11 protein-coding genes and 1 pseudogene are annotated in these 11,484 nt (G+C 70.2%); 7 read left to right on the top strand and 5 right to left on the bottom strand.

The features are described from left to right. Positions 1-105 precede the first annotated feature (105 nt). From FUT87_RS06535 to FUT87_RS06545, 3 genes and pseudogenes are all read right to left on the bottom strand, one after another. Positions 106-708 carry an alpha-ketoglutarate-dependent dioxygenase AlkB gene (locus FUT87_RS06535; RefSeq protein WP_147240489.1) on the bottom strand — a complete coding sequence of 201 codons (603 nt, stop codon included), beginning with the start codon at positions 706-708 and terminating at the stop codon, positions 106-108. A gap of 136 nt (positions 709-844) precedes the next feature. Further along, the gene (locus FUT87_RS06540) at positions 845-2,098 is read right to left on the bottom strand and encodes a phosphotransferase (RefSeq protein WP_147240490.1); all 1,254 of its coding nucleotides are present in this window, start codon (positions 2,096-2,098) and stop codon (positions 845-847) included. An 89-nt stretch (positions 2,099-2,187) separates the two neighbouring features. Beyond that, positions 2,188-2,717: pseudogene (locus tag FUT87_RS06545) on the bottom strand (gamma carbonic anhydrase family protein). 79 nt (positions 2,718-2,796) lie between these two features. Here FUT87_RS06545 and FUT87_RS06550 point away from each other — a divergent pair. Together FUT87_RS06550 and FUT87_RS06555 are read left to right on the top strand one after the other, a co-directional pair. Further along, positions 2,797-3,153, top strand: coding sequence for a hypothetical protein (locus tag FUT87_RS06550; protein WP_147240498.1), 357 nt, complete (start codon positions 2,797-2,799; stop codon positions 3,151-3,153). 76 nt (positions 3,154-3,229) lie between these two features. Further along, the gene (locus FUT87_RS06555) at positions 3,230-4,258 is read left to right on the top strand and encodes a threo-3-hydroxy-L-aspartate ammonia-lyase (RefSeq protein WP_147240491.1); all 1,029 of its coding nucleotides are present in this window, start codon (positions 3,230-3,232) and stop codon (positions 4,256-4,258) included. Positions 4,259-4,311: 53 nt separating this feature from the next. Here FUT87_RS06555 and FUT87_RS06560 read toward each other — a convergent pair whose 3' ends face one another. Both FUT87_RS06560 and FUT87_RS06565 read right to left on the bottom strand, forming a co-directional pair. Continuing rightward, positions 4,312-5,271, bottom strand: coding sequence for a hypothetical protein (locus FUT87_RS06560; RefSeq protein ID WP_147240492.1), 960 nt, complete (start codon positions 5,269-5,271; stop codon positions 4,312-4,314). Then, complete coding sequence (locus tag FUT87_RS06565) at positions 5,268-6,545, bottom strand: family 43 glycosylhydrolase (RefSeq protein ID WP_147240493.1); 1,278 nt, start codon at positions 6,543-6,545, stop codon at positions 5,268-5,270. The genes FUT87_RS06560 and FUT87_RS06565 overlap by 4 nt, the downstream gene beginning before the upstream one ends. Between FUT87_RS06565 and FUT87_RS06570 the strand changes: the two genes are divergently transcribed. The 5 genes from FUT87_RS06570 to FUT87_RS06590 all read left to right on the top strand — a co-directional run. Continuing rightward, complete coding sequence (locus tag FUT87_RS06570) at positions 6,534-7,157, top strand: phosphohydrolase (protein WP_147240494.1); 624 nt, start codon at positions 6,534-6,536, stop codon at positions 7,155-7,157. The two genes, FUT87_RS06565 and FUT87_RS06570, sit on opposite strands and share 12 nt — an antisense overlap. 184 nt (positions 7,158-7,341) lie before the next feature. Next, on the top strand, positions 7,342-8,850 hold the full coding sequence (locus tag FUT87_RS06575; protein ID WP_147240495.1) for a CoA-acylating methylmalonate-semialdehyde dehydrogenase: 1,509 nt from the start codon (positions 7,342-7,344) through the stop codon (positions 8,848-8,850). 13 nt (positions 8,851-8,863) lie between these two features. After that, entirely contained in the window at positions 8,864-10,024 is a 1,161-nt protein-coding gene (locus tag FUT87_RS06580) for an acyl-CoA dehydrogenase family protein (RefSeq protein ID WP_147240496.1), read from the top strand. Positions 10,025-10,114: 90 nt separating this feature from the next. Then, positions 10,115-10,918, top strand: a complete 804-nt coding sequence (locus FUT87_RS06585; protein WP_147240497.1) for an enoyl-CoA hydratase — start codon at positions 10,115-10,117, stop codon at positions 10,916-10,918. Between the two features lie 10 nt (positions 10,919-10,928). Next, positions 10,929-11,484 (top strand): enoyl-CoA hydratase/isomerase family protein (locus FUT87_RS06590; RefSeq protein ID WP_186830393.1); only part of this gene is annotated, 556 nt, incomplete at its 3' end.

Genomic DNA, 11,484 nt, shown 5'->3' on the forward strand with positions numbered 1-11,484 from the left:
CGAAGCGCGCGCGATCGTAGGGGCGAGCCGCGAGGACGGTCAAGCGGCTTGGTGCAAAGGACCGGCGTGGCGTGGGGCCATCGACGCAGGCCCCGTGTTCATCGATCACTTCGCTCGCGCGGTCCGGAACGTGATCGACCACCGCAGCCGCTCGACCGGCGCGACGCTGTGCTGCCACGCCCAGCGCGAAGGACCGCGCAGCGCGTAGATCGATCGCGGCTCGACGGTGAGCTTGAGGACGTCGGCGCGCTTGGGCGCATCGGGCGGGTAGGGGCGGAATCGCAGTGTCGCCGGAGCGCCGAGCGACACGCCGAACACGTCCTCGAAGTCCGGCACGTCGCGATGCCAGCCGAGCGGCGTGCCGGGCGCGTATTCGGCGACCAGCGTGTGAACGAGGGCATCCGGCGCGATCGCCGCCCATTGCGCGACGCGCTCGCGCAGCGGATGCAGCGCTTCGATCAGCGGCTGCGCGGGGCGCAGGCGGTTGGCGTCGTAGTCGAAGCTGCCGCCATAGCTGACGACACGGCGGCGCGCGGTGTATTGCTTGTACTGCGCCGCTTCAAGCGGCAGCGTGCCGATGAGCGCGATCAGCGCGTGCTCCTCGTCGGGCGACAGGAAAGCGGACTGATAACGCATGCCGCCGGGCAGGGCATCGGCCGGCGGATCGAAGTCGTCGAAGAGGGAGGGCTGATCGGCGCTGGGAGACATGCGGGGGAGTATTGCAGGAAGGACTTCCGCACCGTCTCGGAAGCAGCCCGAAGGCAGCAGCCATCCGGTTCCCGCGATAGGCCGCCGGGTGAGGCCTCGCCGTTGACGCTGTTGACGCCGTGCAGCGTGCGTGGGGTCAGCCGGACAGGGTGCCGGACAACTGCCGCAGTATGTCGTCGCTGCCACGCACGCTCGCCAGGCGCGCCGTATAGCCCTCGACGAAACCCTGCTTCATCTGCGTCGCGACCTTCTCCGCCGCGGGCGCTCCGTATCGCGCCACCAGCACCGTGCGCAGGCTGCCCAGGAGACTGTCCAGATCCCACTTCACGTGGCCGATGTCGCCCAGCTTCAGGTCGTCCACGTCGACCAGCCCGACCACGCCATCCATGGACAGCATCAGGTTGGAGGCATTGAGGTCGCCGTGCACCAGGTACGAACCGTCCTTCACGTCGTTGCGCTCGATCGGCGCGACATGGAATGCCGCGACGCGCCAACCCAGCCCGCGGGCGGCCCCTCGTAGCCGCTCGACGGGGAGGTCCTGCACTTCCAATGCCGCATTCAGCGACATGACCCCATGCGCCTGGTAGGTCGCGAGACCGAAGGAGAGCGGTCCTTCCTGGATCTCCTCGAAAGCGAGGGGAATGCCGATGTCGATCGGGTCGCCTTCATCCGGGTCAATGAAGCGCTCGCGAAGCGCGGGGACGTGCGTCGCCGCGCCTGCCGCTGCGGGCAGGCCCTTCGAGAGCACCTTGATGACGATGGCCGCCGCGTCCTTCGCTTGAACGCGATAGATCCCGCAGTTGTTCTTGCCCTCCTTGGCCAGCGTCTCGATCTCGGCGCCCGGATACTTCTCTCGCACCCGTCGCTCCCCCGCCGACCGGATCCCCGCCAGTCGTTCCTCGGGCCCGAGCTCGACCACCTGGTGCTGCAGGACGTAGGCGTCGAACTGCTGCTTGAAGGTGGCGAAGTTGGCGGCGCCGGTCGCGCCGGTGTTGACGGCACGAGTGCGGCTGTCGTAGGTGTAGCCAGCGCCCGCCAGGAAGTCGCTGAAGAGGTGCTGACGCGGCCCCGCGAGTTGCAGTTGCCCGACCTGGGGGAAGCTCAGCGTGAACTGAGCCCGCTGCACGACGGCCCCGACCGTTCCCGTTGAAGCGACTGGCAGGGCACGCTCGGCGCGTTGGGGCACGCGCAGCGGCGGACTGAGCAGCCGATCGATCTGCTGCTGTTGCGCCCGGATGCGCGGGCTGGCGTCGACCTGGCGCTGAAGGGCGTTCTGCAGAGGCAGTGCGCCCGGGGGGCGAGCTGGCGTGGCGCTTGGCGGGCTTCGGCTCGCCGCGCGTTCGGCACGTTCGGTATCTCGGGCGATCGACGCCGCAACCTTGGCTTGCATCACCAAAGGATGCGAACGCTACGCCTGCGCGGCCATCGGTGGCAGGCGGAGTTTCTGCTTCAGCATTGCGGAGTCGGCGGCAGCGCCAATCAGCCGCCCAGGTAGTTGTCCTTGACCCGGATGTAATGCTCGGCGGAGTACTTCAGGTAGACGATCTCCTCGGCCGTCAACTCGCGCACCGCGACCGCCGGCCGGCCGATATAGAGGTGGCCGCTCTTGAGCACCTTTCCCGGCGACACCAGGCTGCCGGCGCCGATCATCACGCGGTCCTCGACGACCACGTCGTCCATCACGATCGAGCCCATGCCGATCAGGCACTCGTTGCCGATGCGGCAGCCATGCAGGATCACCGAATGCCCCACCGTCACGTGGTCGCCGATGATCAGCGCGAGCCCTCCGGCTTCTTCGCGGACTTGTGCGAGACATGCCCCATCGCGAAGTCCTGGATGTTGCTGCCGGTGCCGATGACAATTCGGTTCACGTCGCCGCGCAGCACGGTGTTGCACCAGACGGAGCTGTCGGGGCCGATCGTCACGTCGCCGATCACCTGCGCGGAGTCGTGGATGAACACGCGCTCGGCAACGGCCGGCGAGGTGGAGAGGTAAGAGGACAAGGGCATGGCGGATGGCGTCGGGAAACGGAAGAAGAAGGCGATTGTGGCGGCAGGCGGCGAGGCTGCGCCCGCGCCCGCCAGGAAGGTGAAGACGGCCGCTGCACCCAAGGCGCCGCGCGAGAAGCGCCATCACCACCACGTCTACGTCGTCGAGCTCGCGGACCAGGTCTGGAACGAGCCGCGCTTTCGCAAGGCCAACCCGGACTACCGGCTCGGCATGCCCTTCGTCTACGTCGGCATGACGGGCCTCGATCCCGACCTGCGCTTCGACAAGCACAAGGCCGGCATCCAGGCCAACCGCTTCGTCTTCGATTACGGCCTGCGCCTGCTGCCGCAGCTCTACGAGGTCTACAACCCGATGCCCTACGAGGCCGCGCGCGAGATGGAGGTGGAACTGGCCATCGGCCTGCGCGAGGCCGGCTACGGTGTATGGCAGGCCTGAGCCTGTTGCGGTACAGCGCGCAGGCATGATGGCGCGTCCCATCGACCAGGAGCCGAGATTGACCGCCACGCCCGCCATGCCCTCAGCCTCCGTATCCGCCCCCGCATCCGCCGACGCGCCGCTGGATCTCCCCAGCTTCGACGACGTCGAGGCCGCCGCCCGCCGCATCGAGGGCCAGGCGCACCGCACGCCGGTGCTCACGTCCCGCACCGTCGATGAGCGGCTGGGCGCCCGCGTCTTCTTCAAGTGCGAGAACTTCCAGCGCATGGGCGCCTTCAAGTTCCGCGGCGCGTTCAACGCGCTGTCGCGCTTCACGCCCGAGCAGCGCCGGCGCGGCGTGGTGGCCTTCTCCTCGGGCAACCATGCGCAGGCGATCGCGCTGTCGGCGCGCCTGCTGGGCATGCCGTCCACCATCGTGATGCCCAAGGACGCGCCCGCCGCGAAGATCGCCGCGACGCGCGGCTACGGCGGCGAAGTCGTCCTCTACGACCGCTACACCGAGGACCGCCAGCAGATCGGCCGCGACCTGGCGGAGAAGCATGGCCTGACGCTGATTCCGCCCTACGACCATGCCGACGTGATCAGCGGCCAGGGCACCGCGGCGAAGGAGCTGATCGAGGAGGTCGGCCCGCTGGACGCCGTGTTCACGCCGCTGGGCGGCGGCGGGCTGCTGTCGGGCACCGCGCTGGCGGTGCGGGCGCTGTCGCCGGCCGCGAAGGTCTATGGCGTCGAGCCCGATGCGGGCAATGACGGCCAGCAGTCCTTCCGCAGCGGCAAGCTGGTCCACATCGACACGCCGCGCACCATCGCCGACGGCGTCCAGACGCAGCAGCTCGGCGACCTGACCTTCGCGCTGATCCGGCGCCTGGTCGATGACGTCGTCACCGTCCCGGATGCCGCGCTGGTCGAGGCGATGGGCTTCTTCGCGACGCGCATGAAGATGATGGTCGAGCCGACCGGCTGCCTGGGCTTCGCCGCGGTGCAGGCGATGAGGGATCAGCTCCAGGGCCAGCGCATCGGCATCGTCATCAGCGGCGGCAATGTCGACCTGGCGCGCTTCTGCGAGCTGGTCGGGGCCTCGGCGGCCGGGACCGCCGCCGCCTGAGCACTCGTACACCGCCGCCCGGGCCGGCGCTCAAGCGGCGAACGGGCCGGCGCTCATGTCGGCGGCTTGAGGAAGCGATCCACGTCGCCCGCGACGACCGCGGCGCGCAGCCGCTCCACCCAGGCGAGCACCGCCGCGCGGCGCTCCGGATGCTCGCTGGCCTGGACGTTGTTCATCACGAAGTCCTCGCGCGACGACACCTTGCACATGCCGTCGATGAGGCAGGGCCCCCAGACGTTGACGTCCTGCCCGTCGCAGATCAGCCCGAGCGAGCAGGGCAGCAGGACCGCCGCGCCCTCCAGCAACTGGCGTTCATCGCCGTCGATGCGCTTGCCGTCGAAGACGATGGCCTCGCCGTCGCGCGCCAGCAGGCTGGGGCCGAGCTCGGCGAGCATCAACGGGTCCGGCCGCGACAGGATGGCCGCCAGGCGCTCGCGGGCCTGCGCGCTGCCGGGGCGGGCGGGCTGGTCCATCACCGCGATCAGCGGATCGGCCGCGCCCGGTGGCACGTTCATCGCCTCGAGCAGTTCGTCCGGCTGCAACTGCGAGCAACCGGCCATGAGCTGGTCGCGCAGCGTGAGCGCGCGCTGCGCGCCCGGCTGGTTCAGGTCGATCGCCGGCTGGAAGGCGGCGGGCGCCAGGTGCTCGCGCATCTCGACCATCTCCAGCGCCGAGCACTGGCGCGCTAGCGCGCGGGCGTACAGCCAGCCGCCTTCGGACCGGTGCCGCAGCGCGGTCAGCAGGCTGGTGCGGAGTTCCGACAGCGGCGCGCGCAGCAGCGCGCCGAGGTCGACGCGACCGTCCGCACCGGCCGGGCGCGGCGCGGGCAGGCTCGCCGATGCGGCGCCCGCCGCGAAGGCGGGATCCGGGCGCGCCGGCCGTGCCGTCGTCGGTGGGATGACCTGCTCGGCCAGCGTGACGGGCTCGCGGCCAGGGCCGACGAGCGAGCCGGCCACGAGCCCGGCCAGCGCCCCCAGCACCGCCGCGAGGACCGCGACGCGGCGGACGCTCACCACACGGGCTGCGGCCACCCGTCCGAGCCCCAGGTCACGTTGTTGATGAACAGCACCGGCGCGCCGTTGTTCTGCGCGTCGTAGGCATGCCAGGCGATGACCGATCCGTCGGCCAGCAGCGACTGCCCGCCCGGTCCCTTGAAGCGCGAGCCGCTGGACGCCAGCACCGTGCCGCCGCCCGACATCATCGCCACGCCGGCCTTGTCGACGTAGGGCCCGGTGATCGAGCTCGAGCGCCCGACGACGATGCGGTAGGTGCTGTCCGCGCCCTTGCAGCAGGCGTTCTTGGACGCGAAGAGGTAGTACCAGGTCGTCCCGTTCGTCGCATGCGAGATGACGAAGCCGTTCTCGATGCCGTTGACGTTGTCGCGCGCGATGTTGACCGGCGTGCCCGAGGGTTTCAGCGTGGTGCTGCTGACCGGGCGGATGAAGATGCCGTTCCAGAACGAGCCGTAGACCAGATAGGGACTGCCGCTCGTCGTCTTGGCCAGCGCCGGGTCGATCGCGTTGAAGGTGTCGCCGGGCGCCGAAGTCACGACGGCGCCCTGGTCGACCCATTTGCCGGCGGCGATGCCGCCCGCCGAGGTGGTCAGCCCGATCGCCGACTTCTGCGAGCCGAAGCTCGACACCGCGTAGTAGCAGTAGCCCATCGAGCCCCATTCGCCGCAGCCCGGCGCCCAGACCTGGGCCGGCTTGCCGGCGGCGACGTACTGCTGCCACCAGGACAGGCCGCTGCCGAAGATCGGCACGCCCTGCGTCCACGCGTGGCCGTCGCTGGAGAACTTCACGCCGATGCCGTTGTTGTCGGTGGTCTCGAAGATCCACCAGGTCGTGCTGGTCTTGTAGATGTTGGGATCGTGCGTGCCCAGGGAGCCGGTGAGCGTCCAGGGCGCGGCGGCGACGCTGCGCCGACGACGGCGGCACCCAGGGCGAGGACGGCGCGTGCGTGGCGCAGCCAGCGCGACACGCTCGCGCGGCGCGAAGGGGTGAGGGTCATGTCTTGTCTCCGGTCTTGTGGTTGTCGTGACCGGGTCCGCGCCGCCGCGGGTCGTGCCGCGGCGGTTTTCGGACCCGCGGAGGATGCTAGGAAGCGGGCGCTGGCCGCACCAATGAAATCGGCAGGGCCGTTGATGCCGGTTCCGGCATCGAGGGGAAACGCGCGGTCGCGTCGCGGGCGCGAGGGACGCCCGCCGGGCGGGGGCGACGTGGGCCAGAGCCGCTGCTGCCAATCCTGGCCGGGGCGGCTCGCTACAGTCGGCCGCATGACCGACCATCTCCGCGCCTGGATCCGCCTGCCCTCCGGGGCGGCGCTCGACCTGATCAATCCGTCGCCGCAGGCCTGGACCGACCAGGACCTCGCGCTGCGCCTGGCACGCACCTACCGCTGGGGCGGCGAATCCACCTGGCCCTGGCCGCTGTCCGTGGCGCAGCACTCGCTGCTGGTGCTGGCGCTGCGGCGCCAATGGGCGCGGGAGGCCGGCACCTCGCTTTCCCTCGCGCTGCAACGCGCTGAACTGCTGCATGACGCCGAGGAGGGCTTCCTCGGCTTCGATTGCATCTCGCCGCTCAAGCGCGTGCTGGGCGAGCCCTTCCGCATCGTCGGCGACCGGCTGATGCAGGCCATCGCCACGCGCTACCGGATGCCGGACTGGACGCCGGACACCCATGCGTTGCACAAGCGTGCCGACAGCATCGCCGCCGCGACCGAGGCCGTGCACTGCACCGGCTGGTCCGAGCGCGAAGTGCGCGAGGTGCTCGGCATCACGCACCCTGTGCTCGACACCGATCCCTTGCAGGCGCTGTACGGCGGCACGCCGTGGGAGCCGTGGCCGTCGGACGTGGCGGCGGCGAGATTCCTCGATGAGCTGAGGCGCCTGGCCGATTGAGCGTCATGCGTGGCGCGACCCGCTGCGCGGTCCGCCTGATTCGCAAACTTCGCGGGACAGGTCGCCGGGCTGCGAAGCGCTTCGCCACTTTTCCTTTTCACAGCGGGGCGCGGGCGCGCCGCGCGGGCCGTTCGCCGATAGATTCTTCTGGAGCCCCTGACCGAGGGGAGTACCAGGAGACACGATGACCCGCGACGATGTGCCGCGCATTCCGCTGTTGATCAACGGCGAGTTCGTTCAATCCCGCAGCGCCGAATGGCGCGACGTGATCAACCCCGCGACGCAGCAGCGCCTGGCGCGCGTGCCGATGGCGACGCCCGACGAAGTCGAGGCCGCCATCGCCGCCGCGCGCGAGGCCTTCAAGACTTGGCGCAAGACGCCGATCGGCGCGCGTGCCCGCATCTTCCTCAAGTACCAGCAGCTGATCCGCGATCACCTCAAGTCGCTGGCCGCGACGCTGACGGCGGAGCAGGGCAAGACCCTGGCCGATGCCGAGGGCGACGTGTTCCGCGGCCTGGAGGTGGTGGAGCACGCAGCCAACATCGGCTTGCTGCAGATGGGCGAGCGCGCGCACAACGTCGCCAGCGGCGTCGACACCTACACGCTGCTGCAGCCGCTGGGCGTGTGCGCCGGCATCACGCCGTTCAACTTCCCCGCGATGATCCCGCTGTGGATGTTCCCGATGGCGATCGCCTGCGGCAACACCTTCGTGCTCAAGCCCTCGGAGCAGGATCCGATGGTGACGATGCGGCTGGTCGAGCTGGCGCTGGAGGCCGGCATCCCCAAGGGCGTGCTCAACGTCGTGCATGGCGGCGAGGACGTGGTCAACGCGCTGTGCGATCACACCGACATCCGCGCCGTGTCCTTCGTCGGCTCGACGCGCGTGGGCACGCTGGTGCACGACCGCGCCACGAAAGCCGGCAAGCGCGTGCAATGCATGATGGGCGCGAAGAACCACGCCGTCGTGCTGCCCGACGCGCACAAGGAACAGACGCTCAACGCGCTGGTGGGCGCCGCCTTCGGCGCGGCGGGGCAGCGCTGCATGGCGGTGTCGGTGGCGGTGCTGGTCGGCGCGGCGCGCGACTGGCTGCCCGAGCTGATCGAGAAGGCCAGGGGCCTGAGCGTCGGCGCCGGCGATTCGGCCACGACGGACGTGGGGCCGCTGATCTCGTGCGCGGCGCGCGACCGGGTCGAGCGGCTCATCGCGCGCGGCATCGAGGATGGCGCGACGCTGGCGCTCGATGGCCGGCTGCCGCCGCTGAGCGGTCAACTGAAGGAGGGCAACTTCGTCGGCCCGACGGTGTTCAGCGGCGTGAAGCCCGGCATGAGCATCTATGAGCAGGAGGTCTTCGGCCCGGTGCTGTGCGTCGCGGAGGCCGCCACGCTCGACGAGGCGATCGCGATGATCAACGCCAACCCGAACGGCAACGGCACGGCGCTGTTCACGCAGTCCGGCGCGGCGGCGCGGCGCTTCGAGGACGAGATCGACGTCGGCCAGGTCGGCATCAACGTGCCGATTCCGGTGCCGGTGCCGCTGTTCTCGTTCACGGGATCGCGCGCCTCCAAGCTGGGCGACCTGGGGCCCTACGGCAAGCAGGTGGTGCTCTTCTACACGCAGACGAAGACGGTGACGGCGCGCTGGTTCGACGATGCGTCCGCCGGCGGCGTCAACACGACGATCAGCCTGAAGTGAGGCGGAGCCGCCCATGGACTTCGAGCTGAACGAGCAGCAGCGCGCCTTCCAGCAGGCGGCGCGGGACTTCGCGCGCGACGAGATGGCGCCGCATGCGGCGGCGTGGGACGCGGGCGGGATCTTCCCGCGCGACACGCTGCGGCATGCGGGCGAGCTGGGCTTTTGCGGGCTCTACGCGGACGAGGCGGCGGGTGGTCTCGGCCTGCCGCGGCTGGACGCGACGCTGGTCTTCGAGGAGCTGGCCGCGGCCTGCCCGTCGACGACGGCGTTCCTGAGCATCCACAACATGGCGACGTGGATGGTGACGGCGTTCGCGCGGCCCGAGGTCGCGGCGCAATGGGGGCCGTCGCTGTGCGCGGGGAACAAGCTCGCGTCCTACTGCCTCACCGAGCCAGGTGCGGGATCGGATGCGGCATCGCTGCGCACGACGGCGCGGCGCGATGGCGATGCGTATGTGCTCGACGGTGGCAAGGCCTTCATCTCCGGCGCGGGCGCGACCGACGTGCTGGTCGTGATGGCGCGCACCGGCGGGGCGGGCGCGGATGGCATCTCCGCCTTCCTCGTCGAGGCCGATGCCGCAGGCATCGAGTACGGCCGCAAGGAGGACAAGATGGGCTGGAACAGCCAGCCCACGCGCGCGATCGCCTTCGATGGGGTGCGCGTGCCGGCGGCGCAGTTGCTCGGCGAGGAAGGGCAGGGATTTCGCATCGCGATGCAGGGGCTGGACGGCGGCCGCATCAATATCGCGACCTGCTCGGTGGGCGCCGCGCAGGGCGCGTTGACCGCGGCGCAGCGCTACATGCACGAGAGGCGCCAGTTCGGGCGGGCGCTGGCGGACATGCAGGCGCTGCAGTTCAAGCTCGCCGACATGGCCACCGAGCTCGTGGCCGCGCGGCAGATGGTGCGGCTGGCCGCGTCCAAGCTGGATGCGAAGTCGCCCGATGCGCAGGTGTACTGCGCGATGGCCAAGCGGCTGGCGACGGACATCGGCTTCGGCGTGTGCAACGAGGCGCTGCAGATCCACGGCGGCTACGGCTACATCCGCGAGTACCCGCTGGAGCGCTACCTGCGCGACGCGCGCGTGCACCAGATCCTCGAAGGCACCAACGAGATCATGCGGGTCATCGTCGCGCGCCGGATGCTGCAGGACCACGCGCCTGAAGCGATCCGGTGATCACTGCAGCTCTCGCTGCTTGCGCCTCCTGCTCTCCCGCTTGCGAGAGAGCGGCCGTCGCCAACCACACTTCTTCTTCCATTCGTCACCATGCCCCTCTCAACCGAAAGCGACATCCATTACGCCGGGCTGCGCCTGGAGCGACGCGGCCACACCGCCGTCGTCACCTTGACGAACCCGCCCGCCCACACCTGGACCGCCGACAGCCTCGCCGCCTTGACGCGCCTGGTGGCCGACCTCAACGCCGATCGCGACATCTACGCGCTCGTCATCACCGGCGAGGGCGAAAAGTTCTTCAGCGCCGGCGCCGACCTGAAGCTCTTCGCCGATGGCGACAAGGGCGTCGCCGCAACGATGGCGCGCCGCTTCGGCGAAGCCTTCGAGGCGCTGGCGGGTTTCCGCGGCGTGAGCATCGCGGCCCTCAATGGCTACGCGATGGGCGGTGGCCTCGAATGCGCGCTGGCCTGCGACCTTCGCATCGCCGAACCGCATGCCGTGATGGCGCTGCCCGAGGCGACCGTCGGCCTGTTGCCCTGCGCGGGCGGCACGCAGTGGCTGAGCTGGACGGTCGGCGAGGCCTGGGCCAAGCGCCTGGTGCTGCTGGGCGAGCGCGTCGACGCCGAGACGGCGCTGCGCATCGGACTGGTGGATGAGCTGGCGCCCAAAGGCGGCGCGCTGGCGCTAGCGCTGCAATGGGCCGAGCGCGCGCAGGGCCAGAGCCCGACCAGCGTCGCCGCGTGCAAGCAGCTGATCCAGGGCGCGCGCTCGGCGCCGCCGCGATCGCAGCTGGCGGCCGAGCGGGAAGCCTTCGTCGCGCTGTTCGATTCGGAGGATCAGCGCGAAGGCGTGCAGGCCTTCCTCGACAAGCGCAAGCCGCAATGGCGCAACGCGTGAGGAGGGCACGATGACTTCTTCGATGAAAGGCGTGGACGACGCGCCGGTGCGTTTCGGCACGCTGGTGACGGCGTCCGGACACCGCTTCGGCCACGCGACGCTGAACGCGCCGGACAGCCTCAACGCGTTGACGCTGACGATGGTCGACGCGCTGCAGGCGCAACTGGACCAGTGGGCCGAGGATCCCAGCATCGCTGGCGTGATCCTCGATGGCAGCGGCGAGAAGGCGTTCTGCGCGGGCGGTGACGTCGTCGGCCTGTATCGCGCGATGCGTGAAGCCGGCGCCGGCCGCGTGCCGAAGGACGCGGCGGACTTCTTCGAGCGCGAGTACCGCCTCGATCACGCGATCCATCGCTATCCGAAGCCGCTGCTCGTGTGGGGCCACGGCATCGTGATGGGCGGCGGCATCGGTCTGATGGCGGGCGCGTCGCACCGCGTGGTGACGCCGCGCAGCCGGCTCGCCATGCCGGAAATCACGTTGGGGCTGTATCCCGACGTGGGCGGGAGTTGGTTCCTGTCGCGCCTTCCAGGCCGCGTGGGTCTGTTCCTCGCGCTGACCGGCGCGC

This window comes from Mitsuaria sp. TWR114 (genome assembly GCF_007997345.1).